The sequence below is a fragment of the Plantactinospora sp. WMMC1484 genome (genome assembly GCF_049315195.1).
GTDB lineage: Bacteria > Actinomycetota > Actinomycetes > Mycobacteriales > Micromonosporaceae > Plantactinospora.
This window is the reverse complement of the sequence record NZ_CP186055.1, coordinates 1,208,411-1,221,566: the sequence shown is the minus strand read 5'-3', so window position 1 is coordinate 1,221,566 and position 13,156 is coordinate 1,208,411. Positions and strand designations below refer to the sequence as shown.

The 13,156-nt window shown below is 72.4% G+C and carries 11 protein-coding genes; 5 read left to right on the top strand and 6 right to left on the bottom strand.

The window, feature by feature from the left end; genetic code table 11:
• Positions 1–31: 31 nt before the first annotated feature.
• Complete coding sequence (locus tag ACN28C_RS05375; protein WP_422772464.1) at positions 32–934, top strand: sulfurtransferase; 903 nt, start codon at positions 32–34, stop codon at positions 932–934.
• Positions 935–956: 22 nt separating this feature from the next.
• Here the strand turns inward: ACN28C_RS05375 and ACN28C_RS05370 are convergent, their stop codons facing one another.
• Together ACN28C_RS05370 and ACN28C_RS05365 are read right to left on the bottom strand one after the other, a co-directional pair.
• The gene (locus ACN28C_RS05370) at positions 957–2,420 is read right to left on the bottom strand and encodes a hypothetical protein (RefSeq protein ID WP_422772463.1); all 1,464 of its coding nucleotides are present in this window, start codon (positions 2,418–2,420) and stop codon (positions 957–959) included.
• A 178-nt stretch (positions 2,421–2,598) separates the two neighbouring features.
• Positions 2,599–3,048 carry a MarR family winged helix-turn-helix transcriptional regulator gene (locus tag ACN28C_RS05365; protein WP_422772462.1) on the bottom strand — a complete coding sequence of 150 codons (450 nt, stop codon included), beginning with the start codon at positions 3,046–3,048 and terminating at the stop codon, positions 2,599–2,601.
• A 72-nt stretch (positions 3,049–3,120) separates the two neighbouring features.
• Here ACN28C_RS05365 and ACN28C_RS05360 point away from each other — a divergent pair, with 72 nt between their 5' ends.
• Positions 3,121–4,068: an NAD-dependent epimerase/dehydratase family protein gene (locus ACN28C_RS05360; protein WP_422772461.1), complete on the top strand. Its 948-nt coding sequence runs from the start codon at positions 3,121–3,123 to the stop codon at positions 4,066–4,068.
• A 156-nt stretch (positions 4,069–4,224) separates the two neighbouring features.
• Here ACN28C_RS05360 and ACN28C_RS05355 read toward each other — a convergent pair whose 3' ends face one another.
• The 4 genes from ACN28C_RS05355 to ACN28C_RS05340 all read right to left on the bottom strand — a co-directional run bounded on the left by ACN28C_RS05355 (position 4,225) and on the right by ACN28C_RS05340 (position 7,383).
• Positions 4,225–4,668, bottom strand: a complete 444-nt coding sequence (locus tag ACN28C_RS05355; RefSeq protein ID WP_422772460.1) for an Imm1 family immunity protein — start codon at positions 4,666–4,668, stop codon at positions 4,225–4,227.
• Positions 4,665–5,390 carry a DddA-like double-stranded DNA deaminase toxin gene (locus tag ACN28C_RS05350; protein WP_422772459.1) on the bottom strand — a complete coding sequence of 242 codons (726 nt, stop codon included), beginning with the start codon at positions 5,388–5,390 and terminating at the stop codon, positions 4,665–4,667. The genes ACN28C_RS05355 and ACN28C_RS05350 overlap by 4 nt, the downstream gene beginning before the upstream one ends.
• The gene (locus ACN28C_RS05345; RefSeq protein ID WP_422772458.1) at positions 5,387–5,632 is read right to left on the bottom strand and encodes a hypothetical protein; all 246 of its coding nucleotides are present in this window, start codon (positions 5,630–5,632) and stop codon (positions 5,387–5,389) included. The genes ACN28C_RS05350 and ACN28C_RS05345 overlap by 4 nt, the downstream gene beginning before the upstream one ends.
• Before the next feature lie 428 nt (positions 5,633–6,060).
• Positions 6,061–7,383, bottom strand: coding sequence for an MFS transporter (locus ACN28C_RS05340; protein ID WP_422772457.1), 1,323 nt, complete (start codon positions 7,381–7,383; stop codon positions 6,061–6,063).
• Between the two features lie 212 nt (positions 7,384–7,595).
• Between ACN28C_RS05340 and ACN28C_RS05335 the strand changes: the two genes are divergently transcribed.
• From ACN28C_RS05335 to ACN28C_RS05325, 3 genes are all read left to right on the top strand, one after another.
• A complete protein-coding gene (locus ACN28C_RS05335) occupies positions 7,596–9,389 on the top strand; it encodes an HSP90 family protein (protein ID WP_422774534.1) in 1,794 nt (597 codons plus the stop codon).
• A 4-nt stretch (positions 9,390–9,393) separates the two neighbouring features.
• A complete protein-coding gene (locus ACN28C_RS05330) occupies positions 9,394–12,438 on the top strand; it encodes a hypothetical protein (RefSeq protein ID WP_422772456.1) in 3,045 nt (1,014 codons plus the stop codon).
• A 93-nt stretch (positions 12,439–12,531) separates the two neighbouring features.
• On the top strand, positions 12,532–13,140 hold the full coding sequence (locus tag ACN28C_RS05325; protein WP_422774533.1) for a TetR/AcrR family transcriptional regulator: 609 nt from the start codon (positions 12,532–12,534) through the stop codon (positions 13,138–13,140).
• Positions 13,141–13,156: the final 16 nt, after the last annotated feature.

Genomic DNA, 13,156 nt, shown 5'->3' with positions numbered 1-13,156 from the left:
TCCAGCAGGCGCCCGGCGTACGGTGGGGATCATGCCGATGCCGAGCGATTCCGCACCGAGCCTCCAGGGCTACGCCGACCCGCAGCGCCTGGTCACCACCGAGTGGCTGGCCGAGCACCTGGGCCAGCCGGGCCTGGTGGTGATCGAGTCCGACGAGGACGTGCTGCTCTACGAGACCGGGCACATCCCCGGCGCCGTCAAGGTCGACTGGCACCTTGAGCTGAACGACCAGGTGACCCGGGACTACCTCGACGCGGAGGCGTTCGCCAGGCTCTGTGCGGCCAAGGGGATCGGCCGGGACGACACGATCGTCTTCTACGGCGACAACTTCAACTGGTGGGCGGCGTACGCGCTCTGGGTCTTCACCCTCTTCGGCCACCCCGACGTGCGGCTGCTCGACGGCGGCCGGCAGAAGTGGGTCGCCGAGGGTCGGGAACTCACCCGGGAGAAGACCGAGCGTCCCCCGGCGGACTATCCGACGCCGCAGCGCGACGACGCGCCGATCCGGGCGTACCGGGACCAGGTGCTGGCGCACATCGCGGCCGGCAGGCCACTGGTCGACGTCCGCTCGCCGAAGGAGTACACCGGCGAGCTGACCCACATGCCGGAGTACCCGCAGGAGGGCGCGCTGCGCGGTGGGCACATTCCGGGTGCGCTGAGCAAGCCGTGGAAGTCGGCGGCGAACGACGACGGCACGTTCAAGGGCCCCGACGAGCTGCGGGCGATCTACGCCGACCAGCTCGGGCTGGCCTCGGACGACGACGTCATCGCGTACTGTCGGATCGGCGAGCGCTCCAGTCACACCTGGTTCGTGCTGCGGCACCTGCTCGGCTATCCGCAGGTGCGCAACTATGACGGCTCGTGGACCGAGTGGGGCAACCTGGTCCGGGCGCCCGTGGTCAAGGGCGACCAGCCGGGCAGCCTCACCCCCTGACCGGAGTCGGCCGGGGCGTCCGTCAGCCGGCGGGGACGACCCGGCGCACGGCCACCAGACCGGGTACGTCGATACGCTGCCGTATCGCCCAGCTGCGCGGTTCCACCCGGAGCACCGCGTCGGGCTGGCCGACGTAGAGCCGGTCGCCGGAGGACGGGGCGGCGAGTCCGCGTACCTCGGCGGGGGTGGACCAGCGCGGGTCGTTACCGCGCGTGTAGCCCGCCAGGCCGACCACCTCGCGACCGGCCCCGACCAGCACCATCCCGTCGGCGTGCGCGGTCGAGGCGGCCGGCGCGGCGTCAACCGGGGCCGCGCCGGCCGCCCCGGTGCCGCCCGTCGGCGGGTCGAACCGGAAGCTCTCCAGCACGGTGAGTCCTTCGGGATCGATCGTGGCCAGTGCTCCGCTGCCGGTGTCCGCCACGTGGAGCCGGGTGCCGTCCGGACTCAGCGCGATCGTGTGCCCCACCGCCGACAGCTCGCCGTACGGCGCCGGCAGGTCGACGCAGAACGCCCAGCGTTCGGTCAGGTCGAGTGTGTGCACGAAGGCGTGCACGTGCGGAGCGTCCTCGCGGGCCCCGGCGGCACCGTCCCCGGCCTCGTCCCCGTCCCCGGCCCCGTTCGTGGCGGCGACCCGGTCCCGGGTGTGCACGTGGTCCGGCTGGTGGGTGTAGAGCGTGAAGAGTCGTTTGCGCACCGGGTCGTAGACCGCCTGCCGGCCCTCGCCGCGCATCTCCTCCTCCACACCCTCCGGCACCACCGCCTTCACTCTGGTCAGCAGCGGCTCGACCCGGCCGGAGGCGATGTCGACGACCCGTACCCGGTAGCGGTCCGGCGCGGTCGGCGGCAGGTGGTCGAGGACGAAGAGCGCCTGCCTGGCGGCGTCGAACGCCTCCGGTTCCAGGTTGCCCGGCAGCTCCAGCCGGCGGCGCTGGCCGGCGCCGTTGGCGATCACGATCGTGGTCCGCGCCCGAGGACCCGGCCGGTAGGGAGTGTGGTCCGGCCCGGTGTCGTCGGCGAGCGCCACCAGGTCGCCGTCCGGGGAGGTGGCCCGGACCGCGAGCGCGCCGGTGAGCGTGCCGGCGCTGACGGCCGTGCCGGCCGGCAACCGGTGAGCCGTCAACCGGGTCGTCCCGGCCGACTGCTCGGCCCGGACCAGCCGGCGACCGTCGCCGCTGAGCACCGCCGGTGCGGGCTGGACCAGCAGCTGCCCGGTTGCCGCCTCCACCACCGCCAGCCTCCCACCGGTCAACTCGACCACGAGCGCGTCCGGTGGTCCCGGCACGCCACGCCCGGCGGCCCGCTCTCCGGCCCGGAACTGGCAGCCGGCGCTCGCCGAAATCGCCCCGACCCCGGTCGCTCCGGCGAGCGCCGCCCCTGCCAACCGCAGCACATCGCGCCTCGTCGCCGGGGAACGCCCTGGTGTCGTGCTGCCGGGTGGTGTGGCCGGGGCGCACCCCGGCGCGTCGTCGCGCTCTGTCGTCGTCATGCCGGGTAGAGGCACGGCACCGCCGGCCGGTTCCTCAGCCCCGGTCCGTGATCGGATCGTGGGCGTAGCGCTGAACAGGTGCGTAGCGCTGAACCGTGGGCGTAGCGGCGCGCCGGGCAGAGGAGACCCGCTGTTGGTTGTCAACGCGGGTCCGGCACGCACCCGAGTGAGATCGGATCTAGCTGCCTGGAGGGATGACGATCGTCCGCAGTGAGTTCCGTAGCTGCTCTGCGGCCTGTGGGCTGAGCGGCGCGAGGAACTGACGCTCGGCGCCATCGCTTGCCTCGGTGGCCTTTTGGAGGGTGTCCTTTCCGGCGTCGGTCAGTTCGACGACGTTGCGGCGGCGGTCCTCCACGTGCGGGTGGCGTGACACCAGGCCCTTACCCTCCAGCGCGTCCAGCAGCGCGACCATCGTCGTGCGGTCGATGCCCAGCCGTTGCGCCGCCTGTTGCTGAGACGCCGGCTCGCGGCCGGTCAGGGCAAGCAGCACCCCCAGTTCGCGCCCGTCGATGCCGAACGGCGTCAACGCGTTCGTGGTCAGTTCGGTCATCCGGAGCTGTGCGTGCTTGAGCAGATAGACCAGGTTTCTGCTCAAGGCGGGGCCCGGCCCGTCGTCGTCACTGGACATGTCGCCCATGCTATCGCTAAGCTGATTGTCAGTGATGCTGACGATCAGCTCAACGACTGAAAGGGAAGGGTAATGATCCTGGTCACTGGAGGTCTGGGTTTCATCGGTTCCCAGACCGTTCGGGCACTGCTCGACCTGGGCGCGGCCTGCGTGCTGGTCCAGCGCCGGGCCCCTGAGACCCGCGCAGACTTCGTCGGCGAGGAGGTGGCGGTCGAGCAGGCCGACATCACCGACCTGAGCGCGCTGCGCGATGTCGGCAGGCGCCACAAGATCACCGGCATCGTCCACCTCGCCTATTCCATGCCCTGGCCGCCCGAACCCGAGCGGCCCGTCGAGCAGACCCGGGAGGCCCTGGGCGGTCTGCTCAACATCATTCAGGTCGCCCGGGACTGGGGCGTGGACCGAGTGGGTGTCGCGAGCACGATCGGCGTCTACTCCGGCGTGGCCGGCGCGGGCAGGCTCAGCGAGGACATGCCGTTGCCGATGACCGCACCCCACGTCATCCCGACGTTCAAGAAGATCGGTGAGATCCTCAACGACCACCTGTCCGATGTCACCGGCATCGATGTCGTCAACTACCGCATCTCCGGCACCTGGGGCCCGCGCGATCCCCATGGCGCGCTGTTCTTCGCCGCCCCCGAACTCATCCATGCCGCCGCCAGAGGAACCGAGCCGGACCTCTCCACGCTCTACGTACCCGCGCACGCGGAGGACTCGATCGACCTGTGCTACGTCAAGGACACCGGCCGGGCCATCGCACTCCTCCAACTCGCTGACCGGCTCAACCACCGCACCTACAACGTCGCGTCCGGTCGCGCGACGACCAACGCCGAGATCATCGCCGCGATCAGGCAGGTGATCCCCGACGCCCGGGTCGACCTGCCCAGCGGAGGGCCGAGGCAGCAGAACTATCTCGACATCACCCGACTCCAGCAGGACACCGGCTACAAACCCGAATACGACACCGAACGTGCGGTCGCCGACTACATCTCCTGGCTGCATGCGGGAAACGAATACTGAGCCTCGACCCACGGGTAACCGCCCGCATGATGGGGCGGGGACGGGCCGCTGCTGTCTGCCGCCTCAGGAGGGCATTCGTCACGTGCGGTCACGGCGGCACCTTCGACCCGCAGACGTGGCGGTCGTTCGTCCGGCGGCTCGGGACGCGCGCCGAGCTCACCTGAGGTCGGGCGGCGGGACTCGCTGCCAGGACACGCAGGTGGGTCGTTGCCCACCGCTGACCAGGAACTCCCGGGCGGCCTGTCGGACGAGGGCGAGCGGGATCTCCGAGTCGTGCGGGAAATCCCGCTCGCTCTCCATGTAGTAATAGGAGACCTGGTCGTGCCTGCTCGGGGTGCCGAGGGTGTACCAGTTGGCGTCGAAGTCGTCGAACCAGAGGCCGCCGACGGCGTCCTCCGGGTTGACCGCCACCGCGAACTCGTGGTCGGGGAAACCGTTCGGCCGGTCGGGACGGGCCGAGGAATACATCGTGCAGACGCTGTTGTCGAAGGGTTGCGACAGCAGGTCGTCGATCAGCCGGTCCATCTCCTCGACGGTCCGGACCACGACCGGAGCGTCGCCGTGCTGGTGCAGGTAGTAGGCCGTCACGTCGCCCGTCATCCATGCTCACCTCCTCGGTAGGTCTTCTGTCGCCAGCCGGCCTCCCGATCGGACCAGTAGACGGTCAGGGTCGCGCCCGGTGGCAGGAATCGCTCCAGCAGGTCATCGCAGCCGTACCGCCCCTTGCAGGGCTCGCGGTTGATCAGGATGATCGCCGATCTGATGTCCTCCTCGCGCATCCGCATGGCGAACCGCAGCTCCACATCGGCGGCTGCCCGCAACCCTCCATCGGGTCCAACGAGGCCGAGCCGCCGCGCGTGTTGGTTGACCTGCGCCGAGAAGCGGTCGTGTTCACCGCTGACCAGCTCCTCGACCCGGTCCCCCCGCACATAGTTGCCACGGGTCTTGGTGCGATCACCCGGGGTGCGCGGTGGCGCGGGCGGCGGCAGGTGTGGAGTCGGGTCGAATGCCATTGACGGCGGCGAATGGACGCTGCCGGTATCCGGCACGGGGGGAGGTCGCGCGGCCACGCCCTCGATGTGGCTCGCGTACGCCCCGATCCCCTCGCGGGCCTTCTGCAGCCGGGCGACCGCCTCGTCGACCAACCCACGGGCCACCCGCATCTCGGTCAGCGCGTCGAGCGGATCCTGTCGGGCCGATCCCCGGGTGGCCCGGTGCCAACGCAGGTAGCTGGATTGGATCTCCTGCCGGGCGCCGACCAGGGCTCTGATGGGTAGCGCAGCCAGCACCCGACGCAGTTCGCCCGCGACCGCTCCGATCACAGCAACTCCGCGAACCGGCGACCGACGGACGCGGAGCGACTGAGCCGTTGCACTGCCTCGACGAGCGCCTCCGCCGCCGCCTCCACCTCGCGGACGGCGTCACGGGCGCTTTCATGGTCGGTTCCGCGCAGGACCGCCGCCAACTGCTGGCCCGTCGCCTCCAGTTCCGTAGCCATCCGGGCGAGCGCGGGCGTGGGCAACCGGTCGAGGATGTCCTCGCATTCGTTGCGGAGCGTCGCCATAGATCATCCTCGCGGAAGGATCCGACCCAGGTCGGGGTCGGAATTGCCGACTGAGCGGGTTGAACTGTGGAGAGCGTTCTGGCGTGCTGCGAAGCTGTTACCGATGTCGATGACAGTTGACCCGGTCGGGTAACCGTATCGAGATAGCTGGATGCGGAGGTCGATCCTCCGCGACTCTGCACATGCCGCGAAAATCGATGCGCGCCCTTCTCCGGTCGATCGATATTGGCGGTTGGCCAAGGATCGAAACAATCAGGGCGTCCTGCCGTGCGACCGTCCTCGATCCACTCGGAGCAGGACGCATACGCGAACAGATCTTGACGACCTCTTGTCGTTCCGGGCGCAACAAGTCATCAAGATTGACACTGTCCACGCGCTCCGACGAGGTTGGGCACCAATCTGAACCTTTGGCGGGCGGGCGAAGGTGGTCAGGTGATGGCAGGGGATCTGCTGTCGTACCGTGGCTTGCTGCGGAGGGTGCGCCAGGAGGCGGCGGTGGCGAGGGCGAAGACGGCGGTGGCGGCGTAGAGCACCGAGGAAAGTCCGGCGGCGGAGCCGAGGAGGCCGGCGCCGACCGCGCCGACCGGGGCGGCCAGCATGCCGACCGTACGCTGGGCGCTGCCGACCCGGCCGAGCAGTTCGGCGGGGACGTTCCGCTGCCCGTACGCCGACCAGAGCGCGTTCCAGGTCGCGGTGCCGGCGGAGAAGGCGGCGAGTGCGACGGCACCCGGCACCGGCTGCCGGGCCAGCGCCAGCGCGGCGAGCGCCAGCGTCTCGACCACGAGCACGCCACGCAGGCCGGGCAGGGTGCCGAGCCGGGCGGCGACCCGGCCCGCGCAGAGTCCACCGGCCAGCGCGCCGAGGACCGCCGCCGACATGAAGAGCCCGTAGCCGGCGGCGGGCACCGCCAGCACCTCCAGCGCGTAGAGGACGATGATCGCGATCAGGCCGCTGGTGGCGAGGTTGGTGATCGCGGTCAGCAGGGTGATCCGACGCAGCGTGCCGTCCCGCCAGATCCACCGCAGCCCGTCCCCGACCACCCGCCAGGCAGTGGCATGGTGCCGGGCAGTGGCATGGTGCCCGCCAGTGGCACGGTGCCGGGCAGTGGCACGGTGCCCGGCACCGTCGCCGCGTCCGGCGCCAGCGCTGGGCCGCGCCGGGCCGGTCGTCGCGCGTGCTGTCGGGAGTGCTGTCGGTATCCGCAGGGTCAGCGCCAGCAGGGCGGCGAGCGCGAACGTCACGGCGTCGACGGCGAACGGCAGGGCAGCCGAGAGCGCGAAGAGCACCCCGGCCAGCGGTGCGCCGACGAACCCGCCGGCCACCGCCGTACCCGCCTGGAGCCGACCGTTCGCGGCGGCGAGCCGGTCGGCGGGGACGATGCCGGGCAACACCGCGAACGCGGCGGCGTCGAAGACGGTGCCGAGGGTGGCGAGCAGGAACGCGCAGCCGACCAGCACGGCGATCCCGGCGTCACCGGTGGCGACCAGCAACGCGAAGCCGGCGACCAGGGCAGCGCGCAGGCCGTCCATTGTGGCCATGGTCCGCCGCCGGTCCCACCGGTCGGCGTAGACGCCGCCGACCAGGCCGAAGAGCAGCGGCGGAAGCTGCCCGGCGGCCACCACCGCCGCGACGGCGCGCGGGTCCCGGCTCACCGACGCGGCGAGTAGCGCCAGCGCCGGGGTACGCAGCGCGTCACCGAGCCGGGACACCACCGCGCCCGTCCACAATGTCCAGAAGCCACCGAGCCGCATGACCGCCTCCCCTCAACACCACCGGCTGCCCGAGGCTGCGGTCTCGACCGGGTCGAGAGTCAAGCCGCCCGGTCGCCACGGCGCGGGTGGGAACGCAGGAGGCGAGGTGTCGTGTCGGGCCGGTACCGTGAGCGCCGTCACCGCGCCGGGGTGTGGTGCCGGCACCGGACAGCGGCGAAGCAGCGTTACGGACGGGAGTGGGCGAGGAGATCGTGGACCGGACCTTCCAGGTCGACCTCCGTGGCGTGGTCGACCTGCTCAGCCACCACCTCTACGGCAGTCCCCGGGTCTATGTCCGGGAGCTGTTGCAGAACGCGGTGGACGCCATCACCGCCCGCCGGGCCGTCGAGCCGGGCGCGCCGGCCGTGGTCCGGATCGAGCCGCCGGAGTTGACCGGGGACGGCACCCTGCGGGTGCACGACACCGGCATCGGCCTCACCGAGGAGCAGGTGCACGAGTTGCTGGCCACGATCGGCCGCAGCTCCAAGCGGGACGAGCTGGGCTTCGCCCGCCACGAGTTCCTCGGGCAGTTCGGCATCGGCCTGCTCTCCTGCTTCCTCGTCGCCGACGAGGTGCGGGTCAGCACCCGGCACGGTGACGAGCCGACGGTGCTCTGGACCGGCTACTCCGACGGCCGCTACCGGGTCGAGCGGGCCGCCGCCGCCGCCCAGCGCGCCGAGCCGGGCACCACCGTCACCCTTGTCCCCCGACACGGCGCCGAGCAGTGGCTGACCGGGCCGACAGTGACCGAGCTGGCCCGACTCTTCGGGTCGCTGCTGCCGATCCGGGTCAGCGTCGGCGAGGTCGAGACGACCGCCGGGCCGCCGCCGTGGTCGGCCGCCGCCGGCACTTCTCCCGCCGCCCGCCGGGAGAACCTCCTCCGGTACGCCCGCGAGGCGCTCGGCTTCACCCCGTTCGACGTCGTACCGCTCTCGGTGCCGGAGGCGGGGCTGACCGGAGCCGCGTTCGTCCTGCCCACCCCGGTCAACCCGGCGGCCCGGCCCGGGCACCGCGTCTACCTGAAGCGGATGCTGCTCACCGAGGGCGCCGACGGGTTGCTGCCGGACTGGGCGTTCTTCGCCCGCTGCGTGGTCGACTCCACGGAGCTGCGCCCGACCGCCAGCCGGGAGGCGCTCTACGAGGACAGCCTGCTGGAGGCGACCCGGGAGGCGCTCGGCGACCAGCTCCGGGGCTGGCTGGTCCGGCTGGCCGGCGGTGCGCCGCGCCGGCTCGCCGAGTTTCTCCAGGTGCACCACCTCGGGGTGAAGGCGCTGGCCCTGCACGACGACGAGATGCTGCGGCTGGTCGAGCGCTGGTGGTCGATGGAGACCAACACCGGGCAGACCACCCTGGCCGAGTTCCGGCAGCGGCACGGCCTGATCCGCTACGCGGCGAGCATCGACGAGTTTCGCCAGCTCGCCGGGGTGGCGGCGGCGCAGGACGTGGCGGTGGTGAACGCCGGTTACACGTACGACACCGAGATTATCGAGCGGTTGCCGACGGTGGACCGGTCGATTCTGGTGGAGCGGCTGGAGCCGAACGATCTCACGACCCGCTTCGACGCTCTCGACCCGGCGACCGAGCTGGCGCTGCGGCCCTTCGTCGTCGCCGCCCAGCGCGCCCTGGACCGGCTCGGCTGCGAGGTGGTGCTCCGGGCGTACGCCCCGGCGTCGTTGCCGGCGCTCTATGTCGTCAGCCGGTCGGCGGCCTTCGAGGAGCAACTCCGCTCGACCCGGGAGCGGGCCGACGAGACCTGGGCCGGGGTGCTCGACGCGCTCGCCGCCTCCGGCCCGGCGGAGCGTCCGCAGCTGGTGCTCAACCACCGTAACCCGCTGGTCCGCCGGGTCAGCGCCCTCGGCGATCCGGAGCTGATCGCGCTCGCCGTCGAAGCCCTGTACGGGCAGGCACTGCTGCTCGGCTACCATCCGATCCGCCCCGCCGACGCCGCCCTGCTGAACAGCTCGTTCCTCGGCCTGCTCGGTCGGGCCGTACCCGGACAGGAGTGAGGCGATGACGTCCGGCACCGACGAACTCTGGCGCACGCTCGACCGGGTCGCCGAGATGCCCTTCGGCAGCGGTCAGATCGCCGCCGTCGAGCAGCTGCTCCGGCAGGTCGACGCCGCCGGTGACGACGAGCGGCTGGCCTTCGTCGCCCGGATGCTGGCCACCAGCGCCTACTACTACGGTGGCGAGCCGGCCAGGTCCTTTGTCAGCTTCTCCTGGTGCCTGGCCGACTTCGACCGCAACCCGCGGCCCTACCACCGGCCGTACGAGCACAACCTGCTCTGGTACTTCAAGCACATGATCAGCGCCCTGCTCTACTTCCCGGAGATACCGCTGGACCGGACCAGGGCGGTGCTCGACGACATGGAGCGGCGTTACCGGGACGGCGGCCACAGCCTCCAGGCGGTCTACAAGCAGCGGCACCAGGTCGCCCTGCACGTGGGCGCTGCCGACGAGGCCGCCGAGTGGTACAGGCGGTGGACCACCACGCCCCGGGACGACCTCTCCGACTGCGCCGGCTGCGACCCGACGGGCCAGATCGGCTACCTGAACACCCTGCGCCGCTACGAGGAGTCGGTGGCGCTGGCCGAGCCGGTGCTCGCCGGCCGGTTGAGCTGCACCGAGCAGCCGCAGAACGTCCTCGCCGCACTGCTGCTGCCGTACCTGCACACGGGGCGGCGGGAGCAGGCCCGGGACGCGCACCTGCGGGCGTACCGCCGGCACCGGGCCAACCTGGCGGACCTGTGGAACATCGGCGATCATCTGGCGTTCTGCGCGGTGACCGGCAACGAGGCGCGAGGGCTGGAGATCCTCGAACGGCATCTGGAGTGGTTGGACCGGGCGCCGTCACCGGGCGACGCGATGGCCTTCGCCGCCAGCGCCGCGCTGCTGCTGCGCCGGCTGGCCGCCGATGGGCACGCCGAGCTGCCCGTGCGCCGCCGGGAGTTCGGAGATCGGCCGGCGACCGAGGTGCCGGTGGCGGTGCTCGCCGACGAGCTGGCCGGGACGGCCCGGGAGCTGGCCGCCCGGTTCGACGTCCGCAACGGCAGCACCGCACAGACGAGTTTCGTCGCCGAGGTGCTCGCCCGGGAACCGGTCGGGGACTACCTGCCACTCTCCGCGACCGCGCGCAGCCGCCCCACGCCCGGACCGAAACCCACCGGTGCCGCCCCCGGCCGCACCAGCAGTGGCACAAGCACCAGCAGTGGAACAAACAGCGGCAGCGGCACGAGCACTGGGAGCGGGAGCGGTGACGCCGCTGCGGATGCTTCCGCCGGAGCCGCCCGGACCGCCGTCGGGCACTCCGGCGACCGGGTGACGGCCTCTCCGCCATCCGGGCCCGAGGTGCCGGCGGACGCCACCGCCGAGCAACTGCTCGACCTGGTCGACGCGGCCTGGCGCGGTGAGCGCGACGACGAGATGTCCGCACTGCTGGCGGTCTTCGACGAGCGCTTCGCCGGCCAGCAGCAGGAGCCGGGCGTCGTCGCCCGCCGGGCCGAGTTCCGGGCCGTCGAGCGGCAGGTGGACGGCGACCTGGAAGCGGCGGTGGCGGCGAACCGGGAGGCGCTGGCGCTGCACCGGCAGATCCCGGATCCGCACCGCGCGCAGGTGGTGGCCGGGCGGCTCGGCGTACTGCTGCTGCTCTCCGGCGAGCCGGAGGAGGGGGTGCCGCTGGTCGAGGAGTCTGCCGACTACCTGATGGCGCACGGCGACGCCTGGCACCGGGCGGCCGCACAGGACCGGTTGGCAATCGCCCTCGCCGAGCGGGGTCGGGGCGACGAGGCGGTGGCGGCGGCGGACCGGGCGGCGACCGAGGCGGCCACGGCAGGCGACCGGCATCTGGTCGCCCGGGTCGCGTTGACCAGGCTCCGTGTCCTGGAGTTGCTGGGCCGGCGGGTCGAGATCGGCGCGGCGGCGCTGCGTGCCCGGGAACTCTACGACGAACTCGGCCTGCCCGAGCACTCCGCGATCGCCAGCCTCGGCTATGCGGGCTCCCTCGACGATCCGGCGCAGGCGGTCGTCGCGTACGACGACGCGGTGCGCCTCGCCAACGACAGGCTGGCGCTGCCGGCCCGGACCGGTCGGGCTCGGGCGCTGGTCGCCGCCGGCCGGCCGGGCGAGGCGGTCGACGACCTGGTGGAGGCGGTGGCGCTCTGCGCCGAGCGCGGCATCACCGACGGCGTGGCCTATCTGCGCTGGGAACTGGCCGACGCCTACCGGCAGGCCGGCCGCCCGGTGGAGGCGGCCGAGGCGGCGGAGGAGGCGGTCGGCGAGCTGGACCGGCTCGGCCGGCAGGCGGACGCGGACCGGTGCCGGCACCTGCTTGCCGGCATCTACCGCTCGATGGGCGAGGAGGGTGCGGCCCTGGCCCTGCTGGACCAGCTCGCCGAAAACCTGGACGGGCCGGACAATCTGCCCGCCCGGGCCGGTGTTCTGGAGGAGGCCGGCGACCTGCTCTACGCCCAGGACCGGGACAACCTCGCCGCGCAGCGGTTCGGCGTCGCGGCGACGGCGTTCCAGCTCGCCGGGCTTCCGCTCGACGAACTGCGGGCGCGCCGCCGGGAGATCTCCGCCCAGCACTGGGCGGGCGATCCGGAAGCGGCGCTCGCCGCGCTGGCTGCCGCAGACCGGGTGGCGGCGGCGCTACCGGACAAGACCGGTGCCCCGGATCAGGAGGATGCCGACACCGATGCGGCGGTGCGCTGGGAGCGGGCGATGCTGGCCGACGCGGCGGCCCGGGCGCTGGTCGGCGCGGACCGGCCGGAGGAGGCGCTGACCAGGCTGGAGGGTGCCGCCGACGCCCTGCGGTCGATCCAGGCCTTCGGCGAGGCCCTCCTCGTCGACCTGCTCACCGGCGAGGTGCTGCTTCGGCTCGACCGTCCGGCCGAGGCCGAGCCACTGCTCCGGGTCACCCTCGGTAGCCTGCCCGAACACTCCGACGCGGTACGCCGCGCGGCCTGGCTGCTCGGCGGCGCGCTCGCCGCGCTCGGGCGCACGACCGAGGCCGACGCCCTGCGCGCCGAGTACGGCCTCGACGGCGACGACGACTAGCCGGCCCGGTCGTGCAGTGGTGCACGACACTTGCCGGGCCGCAGGAGATTGACAGCTGACTAGGCTGGGCGGGTGACGGTGGAAGAACAGGTGCTGGCGACGGCGGCCGACGCCCCCGCCAGCGGCGTACGGCGACGGCGGTCCCGTCGCGAGGAGATCCTGGAGATCGCTGTCGGCCTCTTCGCGGCGCGCGGATACCACGGGGTCTCGATGGACGACATCGGGTCGGCCGCCGGGGTGACGGGTCCGGCCCTCTACCATCACTTCGCCGGCAAGGAGGCGATGCTCGCCGCCGCGCTGATGCCGGTGAGTGACGGGCTGCTGGCGGGTGGCCGGCAGCGGGTCGCAGAGCATCCGGAGAACGCCCGGGCCGCGCTCGAATCACTCATCGACTTCCACGTGGAGTTCGCCCTGGCCAACCCGGCGGTCATCGCGCTGCACCTGCACGAGCTGGATCGACTGCCGGAGGAGCCCCGGCGGCAGATCCGGCGGCTCCAGCGACTCTACGTCGAGGAGTGGGTGGGTGTGCTGACGGCGCTGCACCCGAAGCTGCCGGCCGGCGAGGCCCGGGTGCTGGCGCACGCCGCGTTCGGCCTGATGAACTCCACGCCGTTCCTCGGTGGCGAGGTCGACCGCCAGCGCCGGGCCGTGCTGCTGCGGGCCGCTACCCTGGCCGCACTGCTGGCCGATCCGGACGACTGAGGCACTCCCCGCGCTC

Bases quoted from the DNA above. Each gene is read 5' to 3' on its own strand.
- ACN28C_RS05375 (WP_422772464.1), top strand. From the start codon at position 32: ATGCCGATGCCGAGCGATTCCGCACCGAGCCTCCAGGGCTACGCCGAC.
- ACN28C_RS05370 (WP_422772463.1), bottom strand. From the start codon at position 2,420: ATGACGACGACAGAGCGCGACGACGCGCCGGGGTGCGCCCCGGCCACA.
- ACN28C_RS05365 (WP_422772462.1), bottom strand. From the start codon at position 3,048: ATGTCCAGTGACGACGACGGGCCGGGCCCCGCCTTGAGCAGAAACCTG.
- ACN28C_RS05360 (WP_422772461.1), top strand. From the start codon at position 3,121: ATGATCCTGGTCACTGGAGGTCTGGGTTTCATCGGTTCCCAGACCGTT.
- ACN28C_RS05355 (WP_422772460.1), bottom strand. From the start codon at position 4,668: ATGACGGGCGACGTGACGGCCTACTACCTGCACCAGCACGGCGACGCT.
- ACN28C_RS05345 (WP_422772458.1), bottom strand. From the start codon at position 5,632: ATGGCGACGCTCCGCAACGAATGCGAGGACATCCTCGACCGGTTGCCC.
- ACN28C_RS05340 (WP_422772457.1), bottom strand. From the start codon at position 7,383: ATGCGGCTCGGTGGCTTCTGGACATTGTGGACGGGCGCGGTGGTGTCC.
- ACN28C_RS05330 (WP_422772456.1), top strand. From the start codon at position 9,394: ATGACGTCCGGCACCGACGAACTCTGGCGCACGCTCGACCGGGTCGCC.